The 13,706-nt window shown below is 66.5% G+C and carries 8 protein-coding genes and 2 pseudogenes; 3 read left to right on the top strand and 7 right to left on the bottom strand.

What is annotated here, in order from left to right:
* Nucleotides 1-585: 585 nt before the first annotated feature.
* The 5 genes and pseudogenes from EFAMC2_RS06825 to pflB all read right to left on the bottom strand — a co-directional run bounded on the left by EFAMC2_RS06825 (nucleotide 586) and on the right by pflB (nucleotide 6,917).
* A pseudogene (locus EFAMC2_RS06825) lies at nucleotides 586-2,308 on the bottom strand (phospho-sugar mutase).
* Nucleotides 2,309-2,545: 237 nt separating this feature from the next.
* A complete protein-coding gene (locus EFAMC2_RS06820; protein WP_187325212.1) occupies nucleotides 2,546-2,890 on the bottom strand; it encodes a hypothetical protein in 345 nt (114 codons plus the stop codon).
* Nucleotides 2,891-3,396: 506 nt separating this feature from the next.
* Nucleotides 3,397-4,203, bottom strand: a complete 807-nt coding sequence (pflA, locus tag EFAMC2_RS06815; protein WP_154028082.1) for a pyruvate formate-lyase-activating protein — start codon at nucleotides 4,201-4,203, stop codon at nucleotides 3,397-3,399.
* A gap of 292 nt (nucleotides 4,204-4,495) precedes the next feature.
* Nucleotides 4,496-4,738, bottom strand: a complete 243-nt coding sequence (grcA3, locus tag EFAMC2_RS10455; RefSeq protein ID WP_154028081.1) for an autonomous glycyl radical cofactor GrcA3 — start codon at nucleotides 4,736-4,738, stop codon at nucleotides 4,496-4,498.
* Between the two features lie 142 nt (nucleotides 4,739-4,880).
* The gene (gene pflB, locus EFAMC2_RS06805; protein WP_154028080.1) at nucleotides 4,881-6,917 is read right to left on the bottom strand and encodes a formate C-acetyltransferase; all 2,037 of its coding nucleotides are present in this window, start codon (nucleotides 6,915-6,917) and stop codon (nucleotides 4,881-4,883) included.
* Nucleotides 6,918-7,652: 735 nt separating this feature from the next.
* Here pflB and cysK point away from each other — a divergent pair.
* Both cysK and rlmKL read left to right on the top strand, forming a co-directional pair.
* Nucleotides 7,653-8,579 (top strand): cysteine synthase A, encoded by a 927-nt coding sequence (gene cysK, locus EFAMC2_RS06800; RefSeq protein WP_154028079.1) that lies wholly within the window; start codon nucleotides 7,653-7,655, stop codon nucleotides 8,577-8,579.
* 129 nt (nucleotides 8,580-8,708) lie between these two features.
* Nucleotides 8,709-11,354 carry a bifunctional 23S rRNA (guanine(2069)-N(7))-methyltransferase RlmK/23S rRNA (guanine(2445)-N(2))-methyltransferase RlmL gene (gene rlmKL / locus EFAMC2_RS06795; RefSeq protein ID WP_261980164.1) on the top strand — a complete coding sequence of 882 codons (2,646 nt, stop codon included), beginning with the start codon at nucleotides 8,709-8,711 and terminating at the stop codon, nucleotides 11,352-11,354.
* Between the two features lie 18 nt (nucleotides 11,355-11,372).
* Here the strand turns inward: rlmKL and EFAMC2_RS06790 are convergent, their stop codons facing one another.
* Together EFAMC2_RS06790 and EFAMC2_RS06785 are read right to left on the bottom strand one after the other, a co-directional pair.
* Nucleotides 11,373-12,089 (bottom strand): response regulator, encoded by a 717-nt coding sequence (locus EFAMC2_RS06790; RefSeq protein WP_154028078.1) that lies wholly within the window; start codon nucleotides 12,087-12,089, stop codon nucleotides 11,373-11,375.
* Nucleotides 12,090-12,110: 21 nt separating this feature from the next.
* Complete coding sequence (locus EFAMC2_RS06785) at nucleotides 12,111-12,314, bottom strand: hypothetical protein (protein WP_154028077.1); 204 nt, start codon at nucleotides 12,312-12,314, stop codon at nucleotides 12,111-12,113.
* Between the two features lie 432 nt (nucleotides 12,315-12,746).
* On the opposite strand from EFAMC2_RS06785, the pseudogene EFAMC2_RS06780 reads away from it, so the two are divergent.
* Nucleotides 12,747-13,682: pseudogene (locus tag EFAMC2_RS06780) on the top strand (KUP/HAK/KT family potassium transporter); the annotation flags it as partial.
* Nucleotides 13,683-13,706 lie beyond the last annotated feature (24 nt).

The raw sequence follows: 13,706 nt of genomic DNA, 5'->3' as shown, positions 1-13,706 counted from the left end.
CGGCGGGATTCGTGGACGGGAGGGAGGAGCGGGGAGCACGGGGGTGGCATCCGGGGGACGGCCGAGGCCCAATCGCGACCGGGGGCGTCGCAATCGGCGGGATTCGTGGACAGAGGAGGAGCGGGGAGCTCGGGGGTGGCATCCGGGAGACGGCCGAGGCCCAATCGCGACCGGGGGGCAGCGCAATCGAAGGGATTTTTGGACAGAGGGGCACCGCCCCATGCCCCGGAGTCGCAATCGGCGGGATTCGTGGACGGGAGGGAGGAGCAGCAGGAGCGCAGCCAAGAAGTGGCAGCGGGGACGGCAGACACTCCGAAGGACTTAAACACATGGCAGCCGCGTCGATGCTGCCGACAGCGACACTCGCCACAGGCATCCACAACAGACAGCTACAACAAGGGCCCGCCCACGGCAATCACGCCGCGGGCGGGCTCAGGGGCTAAAAGCTCACCGGCAACAGCTACGGAAGCACGCCCTCGGCGGTGGCCTTCGACTTGTCGCGCACGGCCTCGGACTCCTCGCGCGTGGCGCCCTCTGCCGAACAGGTACGCCTTGACCTTGGGCTCGGTGCCCGACGGACAACAACTACGAAAGCACGGCCTCGGCGGCGGCCTTCAGCTTGTCGCGCACGGCCTCGGACTCCTCGCGCGTGGCGCCCTCTGCCGAACAGGTACGCCTTGACCTTGGGCTCGGTGCCCGACGGACGGAAGATAACCTTGTTGTCGTCTTCGAGGCGGAACTCGATCACGTTCGCGGGCGGCAGCGTCTGCGCGGCCTCCTTCTGCAGGCCGCTCACGCGCGGCATCTCGGCGTTGGCCTCGTAGTCCGTGGTGCCAACAACCTTGAAGCCACCCAGCTCGGTGGGCGGGTTCTTGCGCAGGCCCTCCATGATGCCGGCCATCTTGTCCGCGCCGGACGCGCCCGGGAACGAGGCGTTGACGGTGGCGTTCAGGTAGTAGCCGTACTTCTTGTAGAGCGCGTCCATGGCCTCGTACAGGTCCATGCCCTTGGCCGCGTAGTAGCTGGCCATCTCAACGCAGAGCATCGTGGCAACGATGGCGTCCTTGTCACGCGCGTGGGTGCCCACGAGGTAGCCGTAGCTCTCCTCAAAGCCCATGAGGAAGCGGTCCTCCTCGCCCTCGGCCTTGAGCTGGTCGATCTGGTCGCCGATGTACTTGAAGCCGGTCAGCACGCGGCGCATCTCGAAGCCCCAGTCACGGGCGAGCGCGTCCGGCATGGCCGAGGAGACGATGGTGGAGACGGCAACCTTGCGGGCGACGTCCTCGCCGTTGTCCTTGGCCATCGTGGCCAGCCAGTCCATGAGCAGAACGCCCATCTCGTTGCCGGAGAGCAACACGTAGTCGCCGTCGTGCGGAATGGCGGTGCCCATGCGGTCCGCGTCCGGATCGGTGGCGACGAGCAGGTTCGGCTTCACCTTGTCGGCGAGCTCGAGACCAAGCTCGAGGGCCTCGCGGAACTCGGGGTTGGGGTACTTGCAGGTGGGGAAGTTGCCGTCCGGCTCGGCCTGCTCGGGCACGACGGTCACGTTGTTGACGCCAATCTCCTTGAGGATGCGGGTCACGCACTCCATGCCGGTGCCGTTGAGCGGCGTGTAGACCACGGAGTAGTCGTCGCCAGCCTTGAAGCCCGGCACGCTGACCTTCTTGATGGCAGCGATGAAGTTGTCGAGAACCTCCTCGGGCGTCCACTCGATCAGGCCCTTCTCGAGACCCTCGTCAAAGTCCATGATCTTGACGTTGAACGGATCGGCCTTGGCGATGTTGGCAGAGATCTCGGCAGCGGCCTCGTCCGTGATCTGGCCGCCGTTGTCGTTGTAGACCTTGTAGCCGTTGTAGATGGAGGGGTTGTGCGAGGCCGTGAGCACGATACCGGCGCTCGTGTGCAGGTAGCGCACGGCAAACGACAGCGTGGGGACCGGCTCGATGCGGGGATAGACGTAGACGTGGATGCCGTTGGCGGCCAGCACGCCCGCAGCGACCTTCTGGAAGTCCTCGCCCTTGAGGCGGGAGTCACGCGCAAGGGCGAGCGTGGGGTGCTCGTAGTGCGCGTTGAGGTAATCGGCTACGCCCTGGGTGGCCTGGGCAACCACGTAGACGTTCATGCGGTTGGTGCCAACGCCCAGCACGCCGCGGAGACCGGCGGTGCCAAACGCAAGGTTGCGATAGAAGGCGTCGCTCAGCTTGTCCTCATTGCCCGGCTGGGTGAGTTCCTCGAGCTCAGAGGCAAGATCGGCCTCGGTAACGTTGGCCTTCCAGAGATCGACGACTTCCTTGATGTTTGCGTCCATGTGATTCCCCCTCGATTGCGACCGTCGGCACGCGGCGGCCGGCCGGCGCCGGGTATGGCGCCGCCTAGGCGACGGGCGGCTCGTTCGAGAACCTCCCACATTGTCCATAGTGTAGCGAGGCTGACTTGTGGCGGAGGCGAGGCTCGGCGTCAAAACGGTAGACGGAGGAGGGAGAAAACGTGCGGAGCCAAACGGCCCCAAGACAGGAGGCAACGGAGGGGCCAAAGCAGCCGAGACCTAGCGCAGCGAGTCCTCAGAGACCTCCTTGCCCTCGCGCATGGCGCGAATAACCCGCCGTTGAAGGTCGTTCTCAAACATCAGGCGCTCGACGAAACCCCGAAGCTCAGCCGAGTCTCCCGAGGCGGCGGCAGAGCTGCCCGAAGGCGCCTTTCCATCGAATTTGTTAGGAGTTGCGGCATTGGATGCCGGCTCGGCTGTGGGCGCGGCAGCAACGGAGACGCGCTCGCCCTGCGAGCCAAATGGCCAATCCTCGCCCAAGACGTCCACGATGGGCGAGCACTCGCTTCGCGCGAGGCCAAGCAGTTCGTCAGGCAACTCCTCGTCAAAAGCCAGCCGAGTCATGCCCACGTGCCGTGCGCTTGTGCCGTGGAGGTCCTCCATCGCGGCTCCAATTGTGTCGCGTGATTCCTCCCCCGAAGCTCCAAGCGAATAAGGGGACCGAGCCCGACAGCTCAGACCGCACCCCTTCCGGTTCGCGCTCCCGCCATCGAACGTACTGGAACGGCGAACTCCGGAATCTCGCATTCTCGCGGCCCTCCCCTAGATATTCTGGGCCTCAACCCTAGGTCTCAAAAGGCATAGGGAACCGAGAGCTTGGGCGGGAGGAAATGCCAAAGTAACAAAACCTCATACATATATGGTGAGGATTGCATTCTGGCGCGAGCGCTTCCCGGGGCGAGCTGCTTGCCGTTGTGGGCCATTTCCGGGATGGGCCACTTCTTGCTGTGACGCCCTACTGCTGCGAGTCACTTCCCGGGGCGAGCTGCTTGCCGTTGTGGGCCATTTCCCGATGAGGACCCATTTCCTCTACGAGTTGCATCCCGCCGCGCGTCGTCTCCCGCTCCAGGCTACTTCCCAAGCGCCTCCGCGCGAGCGGCCATGATCTGGTCGCGGAGCTCCCCCACCCTGCCCATGGGCATCGCGGGAACGCCCTCGAGTGCGTACTCGAGCCCCAGCTGCTCGTACTTGTTGACGCCCATCGTGTGGTAGGGCAACACGTCGAGACCCACCACGTTGGGCCACTTGGCGATGATGCGGCCCACGCCCGCGAGCTCCTCAGGCGTGTCGGTAATGCCAGGAACCGCCACATGGCGGATGATCACGCGAATGCCCCTCCGCGCCAGCTCGTCTCCAAAGGCGAGAATGCGGTCCGGACGCTGGCGCGTGAGCTTGAGGTGTCCCTCGGGGTCTGAGTGCTTGATGTCGAGCAACACGAGGTCCGTGTGGTCCAGCAGGCGCTCCGTGCGCTCAGGGCGCTTAGGGTCATAGGCGATGCCAGAGCTGTCGAGGCACGTGTGGATACGGCCATTCGGCGCCGCGTGCGCCGCTTCGAAGAGCGCGCCCACAAACTCGGGCTGACGCAGGGGCTCGCCACCCGTCACCGTGATGCCGCCGCGCTTGTAGAAAGGGCGGTTGCGCTCGAAGGTCTCGAGCACGTGGCCCACCGTCACGCGCCGGCCCGGGCGCGCGCCCTCCTCGTCACCGGAAGGTGCACCTGCGGGAACGACCTCCCACGTATCGGGATTGTGGCAGTAGGCACAGCGCATGGGACAGCCCTGCACGAAGACCACGAGACGCGTGCCCGGCCCGTCGACCGTGCCAAACGTCTCGATGGAGTGGACCCTACCCGCAACGCTTTCTAGCTGCTCTGCCATGGTTTCTCGTCCTCGCTGGTCTCTCATCTGCGCCCGTCGCTGGCGGGGGCCTGTCCGCGTCGCGTCGCCGGCCAACCGCCGCCCACGGCTCGGCTGCGGGACCACGCTTGCCGCGCCCGCCGTTCTGCGGAGGCGGGCCCGCCGTAGCCGCTGCCCTGCGGAGGCTCGCGCTACCCGCCACCTCGCACAAGAAGCCGGCCGGAGCAGTGTGCGCGTTCCAGCCGCGACCCTCGCACAAAAAAGCCGGCCCAGCTGGGTCTCCAGCCAGGCCGGCGCGAGCTCCTGCGGAAGCTTACATCGCCTCGTGGAACGTGCGGGAGATGACGTCGTCCTGCTGCTCCTTGGTGAGGGAGTTGAACTTCACCGCGTAGCCGGAAACGCGCACCGTAAGCTGCGGGTACTTCTCGGGGTGAGCCTGGGCGTCAAGCAGCGTGTCGCGGTTGAACACGTTAACGTTGAGGTGGTGGCCACCCTCCTCGGCATAGCCGTCGATCATGTTGACGAGGTTGTCGATCTGCTCTTCGGAAACTGCCATGATGGCTCCTTTCTGACGTCCGGCTGCCCGGACGAATACCGTATAAATGGTACTTAAATTGTAGCATTTACGTAACCAACAAAGCCCCAGCTCTGCCGGGGGTGTGCGGGGCGAGCGGCGTCCGCCCCGCACGTGGTGCAAACTAACCGCAGGCCACGCAGTCGTCGAACATGACCTTGGTGTCCTTGCCCAGAGCACCCGGGACAATGGAGAACGTGTTGGAGATGCCGTCCTGCGCGTCCTTGAACGGGAGCTTGGCGACGGAGGCCAGCGAGGCGACGGCGCCGTGGGTGTCACGACGGTGCATGGGGTTGGCACCCGGGGCGAACGGCTCGCCGGCGCGACGGCCGTCGGGGGTGTTGCCCGTCTTCTTGCCGTACACGACGTTCGAGGTGATGGTCAGCACCGAGGTGGTGGCCACGGAGTTGCGGTAGGTCGGGTTCATGCGGACATAGCGCATGAACTCCTCCACCACGTCGTGGGCGATCATGTCGACGCGGTCGTCGTCGTTGCCGTACTTGGGGAAGTCGCCCTCGACGGTGTAGTCAACGACCAGGCCGGTCTCGTCGCGTACCGGGTGGACCTTGGCGTACTTGATGGCAGAGAGGGAGTCAGCCACGACGGAGAGGCCGGCGATGCCCGTGGCGAACCAACGGTGGACGTGCTCGTCGTGGAGCGCCATCTGGATGGCCTCGTAGCAGTACTTGTCGTGCATGTAGTGAATGGCGTTGAGGGAGTTCACGTACACGCTGGCCAGCCACTTCATCATCTCGTGGTACTTGCCCATGACGTCGTCGTAGTCGAGTGTGTCGCCCTCGACGGCGCGGAAGCACGGGGCAATCTGCTCGCCGCTGACCTCGTCACGGCCGCCGTTGATCGCGTACAGGAGGCACTTGGCGAGGTTGGCGCGGGCGCCGAAGAACTGCATCTCCTTGCCGATGCGCATGGAGGACACGCAGCAGGCGATGGCGTAGTCGTCGGAGTGATAGACGCGCATGAGGTCGTCGTTCTCGTACTGGATGGAGCTCGTGGTGATGGAGATCTTGGCGCAGTAGCGCTTGAAGCCCTCCGGCAGACGCGTGCTCCAGAGAACCGTCAGGTTCGGCTCGGGGCTGGTGCCCATGTTCTCGAGCGTGTGGAGGTAGCGGAAGCTCGTCTTGGTGACGAGGGTGCGACCGTCGACGCCCATGCCGCCGATGGACTCGGTGACCCACTGCGGGTCGCCGGAGAACAGGGCGTTGTACTCGGGGGTGCGGGCAAACTTGACCATGCGGAGCTTCATGACCAGGTGGTCGATGATCTCCTGGACCTCAGACTCGGTGAGCTTGCCGGCGGCAAGGTCGCGCTCGGCGTAGATGTCGAGGAACGCGGAGTTGCGGCCGATGGACATGGCGGCACCGTTCTGGTCCTTGACCGCGGCGAGGTAGCCGAGGTAGAGCCACTGCACGGCCTCCTGGAAGTTGGCAGCCGGGCGGCCGATCTCGAAGCCGTAAATCTCGCCGAGCTTCTTGAGCTGGCCGAGGGCACGGATCTGCTCGGAGAGCTCCTCGCGGTGACGGACGACGTCCTCGGTCATGACCGTGGGGGTGCCGTTCTTCTCGCGCTGCTTCTCCTCGATGAGGGCGTCGACGCCGTAGAGAGCCACGCGGCGGTAGTCGCCGATGATGCGGCCACGGCCGTAGGCGTCGGGCAGGCCGGTGATGATGTGGGAGTGGCGGCAGGCGCGCATCTCGGGGGTGTAGACGTCGAAGACGCCGGCGTTGTGCGTCTTGCGGACGTTGGTGTAGAGGTCCACGACCTCGGGGTCGACCTCGTAGCCATTCTGCTTGCAGGCGGCCATGGCCATGCGGATGCCACCGTTGACGTGGAGGGCGCGCTTGAGGGGCTTGTCGGTCTGGAGGCCGACGATCTTCTCGAGCGGCTGGTCGATGTAGCCGGCGCCGTGGGCCGTGATACCCGTGACGACCTTGGTGTCCATGTCGAGGACGCCGCCGTGCTCGCGCTCCTGCTTGAAGAGGTCCATGACCTCGTCCCAGAGCTTCGTGGTGGCCTCAGTGGGGCCGGCGAGGAACGAGGCGTCGCCCTCGTAGGGGGTGTAGTTCTTCTGGATGAAATCACGGACGTCAATCTCGCGATTCCAGTTGCCCTCAGTGAAGCCCTGCCATTCCTGATGCTGCATTACGCGGTCACGCTTCCTTTCGTGTCGAACGGTGGTGATAGTGCGTGCTATCGCATGTCCCCGCCGGGGCGGGGTGACGTGCCGAACATGACACCCGGACGCAGGCGCGCTCGGGTTCGTGCGGGAAGTGGGCTTGCGCGTTGCCGATTTGATGTCCAATCGACGTGGAAACGCAGTCCCCACAGTCTAGCGGGAATGGTCTCATGCTACAAGATGTTGTGGTCTAATCATCGTACTACCGCTAGCTGTAATGCTGTTAACCTCAGTTATCTTTTTGACTCTCACAGAGTACCAGACGCAGAAAGTCATTGACTACCGTTCGCCGATTTTCGAACAACGCCAAGACAGAACTCGTTTGGAAGCGCCCCCTTTGGGGTTCGTTGCGTGCCAGGGGCGCGAACGACGGCATGCGGGGCCAGCCGGAGCGGTGGCGCCGTGAATAGCGAGCCTCTCGGAAGGGAAACGGCCGTCAACGTTCCGAAGGGGCCGGTGTCACCGGCTGTGCCGTTCGCAAGATTTCCTAAATTCCTACTGGCTTAGTGGGTTTGTGAGTGTCATACTTGCCACAGCACGCGAGATTGGCGGCATACGTCGGGGGATCACAACGCACCCGCGCGCCGCACCCGGGCACTTCCACCCGCACGCCGCGCCCACAGGCGGAGGTGCCAGCCAAACTCGCCATCCACACAGTCACAATGGAGAGCAGCACGCCCCCCAAGCCACAAGGAGGCCATCATGCACGTTGCCAACCACGTCGAGGCACTCATCGGCTCCACTCCGCTCGTCGACCTATCCGCCCTGCTCCCCGAGGAGGCCAAGGCCGCAGGCACCCGCATCCTCGGCAAGTACGAGGCCACCAACCCCGGCGGTTCCGTGAAGGACCGCGTCGCCCGCTACATGCTCGACGCCGCCGAGGCCTCCGGCAAGCTCAAGGAGGGTGGCACCGTCATCGAGCCCACCTCGGGCAACACTGGCGTGGGCCTTGCCATGCTCACCGCCGCACGCGGCTACCGCATGATTCTCACCATGCCCGAGACGATGAGCATCGAGCGCCGGAAGCTCGCGGCCGCCTACGGTGCCGAGATCGTCCTCACCCCCGGCTCCAAGGGCATGAAGGGCGCCATCGAGAAGGCCAAGGAGCTGCACGAGTCCACCCCGGGCAGCATCATCGCCGGCCAGTTCTCCAACCCCGCCAACCCCCTCGCCCACTATGAGACCACCGGCCCCGAGGTCTGGGCCGACACCGAGGGCACCGTCGACGCCATCGTCGCCGGCGTGGGCACGGGCGGCACCATCTCCGGCACCGCCAAGTACCTGAAGGAGCACAAGGCCTCCGTGCGCGCCGTGGCCGTTGAGCCGGCCGAGAGCCCGGTGCTCTCCGGCGGCAAGCCGGGTGCCCACAAGATCCAGGGCATCGGCGCCGGCTTCGTGCCGGACAACTACGACGCCACCGTCGTTGACGAGGTTCTGCCGGTTGCCAGCGCCGACGCCATCGCAACGCGCAGCCGCCTCGCCGAGGAGGCCGGCGTGCTGGTGGGCATCTCCTCCGGCGCCGCCACCTTCGCCGCGCTGGCCGTGGCCGCCCGCCCCGAGTTTGCCGGCAAGACCGTTGTGGCGGTCCTCCCGGACACCGGCGAGCGCTACCTCTCCATGGACCTGTAGGGGAGACTTCCCATCGACGGCGTCGCAAGACCCCCTATGCCTTAGGCTGATAGCCCGGCGAGCCCTATGCTCGCCGGGCTTTTCTTGTAGCTAGCACGGGCAAAGAGTGACCCGAGAACGGAGACCGCCATGGCAAACGAACCGGCGCGCACCGCGGCGCGCGGCACCTACTCACCCGAGCGCGACGGCCTTGGGGCGCAGGCAGGGCACGAGAGCCACCAGTTGGGCGCCATGGGCGAGGCCCCCGGATCGGGCGCCATGGGCGACGGACTTGGGCCGGACGACTCGCGCAAGGGCCAAAGCCACGCCGCCATGAACAAGGGCCGCGGCATGGCGGCTGCCGTGAGCGAGCGCCACGACACTGCCGCCTCGCCCTCGCACGAGTTCTTCGCCACCTGCCCCAAGGGCTTCGAGAAGCTCCTTGCCGGCGAGCTTGCCGGCATGGGCGTACCCAACACCCGGGCGCTCGGCGGACAGGTGGCCTTTGGCGGCACCCTTCGCGACGCCTATCGCGCCTGCCTCTGGAGCCGCCTTGCCTCCCGCGTGGTGCTCGTGCTCGCCCACGTCAACGCCCACGACTCCAACACGCTCTACACCTCGCTCTCAAACCTCCCCTGGGAGGAGCACCTTTCCCTTCGGGAGACCTTTGCCGTAGACGCCCACGGCGCCAATGCCAACCTGAGAAACACGCAGTTCGTGGCCCTGAGGGCCAAGGATGCCATCTGCGACCGCATGCAGGCAAAGCTTGGCGGGCGGCCGAGCGTCGACGCGCGGCACCCCGGCGTGAGCGTGGTGGTGAGGCTTCGCGGCAACAAGGCCTCCGTGGGCATCGACCTCTCCGGCACGCCCCTCTTCCACAGGAACGCCGGGCGCAGGACCGAGGCCACCCAGGGCTCGCTGCGCGCCGACTACGCCGCTGCGCTGCTCGCTAACGGCGGCTGGTACCGCTGCTGCCGCCGCGAGCGCCCCACGCTCGTGTGCACGTTCTCCGGCTCTGGCTCCGTGCTTGTTGAGGCGGCCAACGTGGCGCTCGACCGGGCACCCGGCCTCGTGAGGGCTCGTTGGGGCTTTGAGCGCTGGCTCGGCCACGACGCCGCAGCCTGGGACGAGCTGCTCGAGGAGGCCGACGCGCGCGCCGAGGCCGCGGCCGTGCGCGCCCGGAGCCTCAACCTCATCGCCATCGACCCGCGCCGAGGCATGGCAAGCACGGCCCGCCAGGCGCTGCGCTCCTGCGGCCTGGACATCGAGCCCATGACGCTCGCCGGCGCGGAGGGCCTGGGAGACGCGCTCGCCAAGCTCCCCAGCTCGGACGATTCCGGCGCCCTGCTTGCCACCGTTGACCTGGCCTGGCTGGGCGAGGACCAGCAGGCCCAGGAGGTTGCCGCCCTTGGCCTTGCCGGTGACGTGGCCTACGCCCTCCCTCGAGCCGTGCCCCTGTCCACGCTCACCTACGGCCCCGCGCTCGACGCAGCCCTTGGCCTCGACGCCCTCGAGAGCATCGACGTCTATGTGGGCCGTGACACGGCAACGCTGCGCCGCTACATCACGGGCCTCGCTGCCGCCAAGGCCGAGCCCGCGGCCCGCGGCAAGAAGGCGACCACCAAGGACGAAGGTGCCGGCAACAAGGTTGGCGCCAGGAGTGCGGCCTCAGATGCCTCGCCAGCCGGCGAGGATCGGGCCCGCACGACCGTCACGCTCAAGAACGGCACGAAGGTACCCGTGCTCGTTGCCGCGTCGGACCAGTTTGCCGCCCGCCTCTGGAAGGTGGCCAAGCTCCGCGCCAAATGGGCCCGCAAGGCCGACATCTCCTGTTACCGCGTCTACGACGCCGACCTGCCAGACTACGCCGTGGCCATCGACCTGTACCAGGCGAGCCTCGAGAGCCGGGGCGCAGACGCGGGCAAGCGCTGGGCGGTCATCCAGGAGTACGCGGCCCCCAAGGACATCGACGCCAACCTCGCCCACAAGCGTCTGCTGGACGTGCTGGCCATCACCCCGCACGTGCTGAACGTGAAGCCCGAGGATGTGACCCTGCGCGTGCGCCGCCGCGCCAAGGGCGGCTCGCAGTACGCCGACGAGGGCGTGCGCGCCGAGGGCAGGTACCACGGTTGGCTCGACCTCGCCCCCGGCTGCCACCTGGTGGACGAGGGCGGCCTCGTCTTCGAGGTCAACCTCGCCGAGCGCCTCGACACGGGCCTTTTCCTGGACCATCGCGACGTGCGCGCCGAGGTGCGCGAGATGGCCAAGCAGACCAAGGGCTCAAAGCGCTTCCTCAACCTGTTTGCCTACACGGGCTCGGCCACCTGCTACGCGGCCGACGGCGGCGCCAAGCACACCACCACCGTGGACATGTCGCGCACCTACCTGGACTGGGCGCGCCGCAACATGGCGCGGAACGGCTTCACAGAGCGCGAACACGAGTTTGTGCAGGAAGACTGCGTGAGCTGGGTCACCGAGATGCGCCACACGAAGAACCGCTGGGACCTCGTGTTCTGCGACCCTCCCACGTTCTCCAACTCCAAGCGCATGGGGCGCGACGTCTTTGACGTGCAGCGCGACCACGCAGAGCTGCTCATCGGCATCTCGCGACTGCTCACGCGCGACGGCGTGTGCCTGTTCTCGTGCAACCTGCGCGGCTTTGCGCCCGACGTGGAGAAGCTCGCGAAGGCCGGCGTGGAGATTCGCGACGTCACGGCCGGCACCATCCCGGAGGACTTCAAGCGCAACGCGAAGATCCATCACGTGTACGTGGTGCGACGCACTCCGCGGGAGTAGGGCGTGGCAAGAATTGCCCTATTCCTCGTCGTCGACGCGCACCATGCGGTAGCCCACGCCCACGTGCGTCTGGATGTAGCGCGGGTGCGCCGGGTCGGCCTCAATCTTCTTGCGCAGCGTCCCCATGAACACGCGCAGGCTCGCGATGTCGCCCATCTGGCCGCCGCCCCAGACCTCACGCAGGATGTAGCTGTGCGTGAGCACCTTGTCGACGTTCTTGGACAGCAGGCACAGCAGCCGGTACTCGATCGGCGTGAGGTGCAGCTCGCGCTCGGCAAGCGTGGCGATGCCCGCCGCATAGTCGATAGCGAGGTCGCCGTTGGTGAAGGTGGCCTCGTCCTCAACGCCCTGGCGCAGGTAGCTGAGCCTGCGAAGCGTCCCCCGCACGCGCGCGAGCAGCTCGCCCACCGAGAATGGCTTGGTGAGGTAGTCGTCCGCGCCGGCGTCGAGAGCCTCGATCTTGTCGGAGTCCTCCGTCCGGGCGCTCACCACGATGATGGGCGTCTGCGTCCAGCTGCGGATGGAGCGCACCACCTCGATGCCGTCCACGTCGGGAAGGCCCAGGTCGAGCAGGACCACGTCGGGCGAGTTGGTGGCCGTGCTCGCTATGGCCGCGCGGCCCGTCGCGGTGACGATGTGGCGATAGCCGTGCGCGTCGAGCGCCGTAACGATGAGGTTGCGCACCGCGGCGTCATCCTCAACCACCAGCAGGGTGGGCTTCTGAGCAGCTGCCATATGGAAAATCCCCCTCGGGCGCTAGGCCCTTCCCGCAAGGAAGAACACGGCGCAGAGCACGACGAGCAAAGCGACCGCCACGAGGATACCGCGACCGACGCGCGGGTCCTCGAAGAACTCGTCCTCGTCCCTGGCGTAGCCATCGTCGCGCCAGGAGTCGTCACCCGCGGCCGAAAAGCCGGAACCCACCCGACGGACGACGTCCGTGCCATCAGCAGCCCTCATGGTCCCACCTCCGAGACGCGAATCCATAGAAGTCGGGCGGGGGCGGGCTAGTGCCCCGCCCCTTTGGGCGCCCGGGGCCTTCCGCGCGATCACCAGACCGCCCCTCTTGACACGTCTATCTAACCTCCCGGGGGTTAAAGCCCTGATGAAGGACACGTCCCCTGCATAAAGATGGGTTAAAGATTGCTGACCCATAAAGAGGAGACAACTACTATGTTCAGCGAGATAAAGGACGCATTAAGCCAAGTCGCCCGCAGACCGCCGCAGGGCCTTGCGGCACCACCGCGGGCCGTCATGGAGGGAGCCAAGTTGGCTGGCAGCACAACGCCCGGAGCAGGCGAGGGATACCCGGACGAGCAGCGTGGGAGGCGCGGGGTCCCGACACCGCGGTTTCGCGAGGATCGCGGCACCACCATCCCGCTCTCGCTCGGCATGGCGCTCGTGACGCTCGGCGTGGTCTACGGCGACATCGGCACGAGCCCGATGTACGTCATGAAGGCCATCGTGAGCGGCAACGGCGGCCTCTCGAGCGTCACGGAGGACATGGTGCTCGGCGCCCTGTCGCTCGTGATCTGGACGCTCACGCTCGTGACCACGGTCAAATACGTGGTCATCGCCATGAAGGCCGACAACCACAACGAGGGCGGCATCTTCGCCCTCTACAGCCTCGTGCACCGCTGCGCCAAGTGGCTCATCGTGCCCGCTATGGTGGGTGGCGCGGCGCTGCTCGCCGACGGCATCCTCACGCCAGCCGTCACGGTCACCACCGCCATCGAGGGCCTCAGGACCATCCCGCTCGGCCAGGCGCTCGTGAGCAGCGACCAGGGGCGCGTCGTGCTCATCGCCATCGTCATCATCAGCGCGCTCTTTGCCGTGCAGCGCGCAGGCACCTCGAGCATCGGCCGCGCCTTCGGTCCCATCATGACGCTCTGGTTCCTGTTCCTGGGCGTGGTGGGCCTCGTGGCGCTCGCCGCCAACCCGGGGGTGCTCCGTGCCCTCAACCCGGTGCGCGGCGTCATGTTCCTCGTCTCGGGCGAGAACCACGCGGGCCCCATGATCTTGGGCTCGGTCTTCCTGGCCACCACCGGCGCCGAGGCCCTCTATTCTGACATGGGACATGTGGGCAAGGCCAACATCTACGCCAGCTGGCCGCTCGTCAAGGCCTGCCTCATCCTCAACTACATGGGCCAGGGCGCGTGGCTCATCGCCAACGCCGGCGACCCCACGCTTCAGGCCATGGAGAGCCTGAACCCCTTCTACCAGATGCTTCCCGAGCCGATGCGCCCCTTTGCCATCGTGCTCTCGGCCGTCGCGGCCATCATCGCGAGCCAGGCGCTCATCACCGGCTCCTACACCCTTGTGTCCGAGGCCACGCGCCTGGACCTCCTGCCG

It is taken from the genome of Olsenella uli (genome assembly GCF_901212655.1).
Taxonomy (GTDB): domain Bacteria; phylum Actinomycetota; class Coriobacteriia; order Coriobacteriales; family Atopobiaceae; genus Parolsenella; species Parolsenella uli_A.
This window is presented reverse-complemented; position numbering and strand designations above follow the sequence as displayed.

Coding starts and splice junctions, on each gene's coding strand:
- EFAMC2_RS06820 (WP_187325212.1), bottom strand. CDS start 2,890: ATGACTCGGCTGGCTTTTGACGAGGAGTTGCCTGACGAACTGCTTGGC.
- pflA (WP_154028082.1), bottom strand. CDS start 4,203: ATGGCAGAGCAGCTAGAAAGCGTTGCGGGTAGGGTCCACTCCATCGAG.
- grcA3 (WP_154028081.1), bottom strand. CDS start 4,738: ATGGCAGTTTCCGAAGAGCAGATCGACAACCTCGTCAACATGATCGAC.
- pflB (WP_154028080.1), bottom strand. CDS start 6,917: ATGCAGCATCAGGAATGGCAGGGCTTCACTGAGGGCAACTGGAATCGC.
- cysK (WP_154028079.1), top strand. CDS start 7,653: ATGCACGTTGCCAACCACGTCGAGGCACTCATCGGCTCCACTCCGCTC.
- rlmKL (WP_261980164.1), top strand. CDS start 8,709: ATGGCAAACGAACCGGCGCGCACCGCGGCGCGCGGCACCTACTCACCC.
- EFAMC2_RS06790 (WP_154028078.1), bottom strand. CDS start 12,089: ATGGCAGCTGCTCAGAAGCCCACCCTGCTGGTGGTTGAGGATGACGCC.
- EFAMC2_RS06785 (WP_154028077.1), bottom strand. CDS start 12,314: ATGAGGGCTGCTGATGGCACGGACGTCGTCCGTCGGGTGGGTTCCGGC.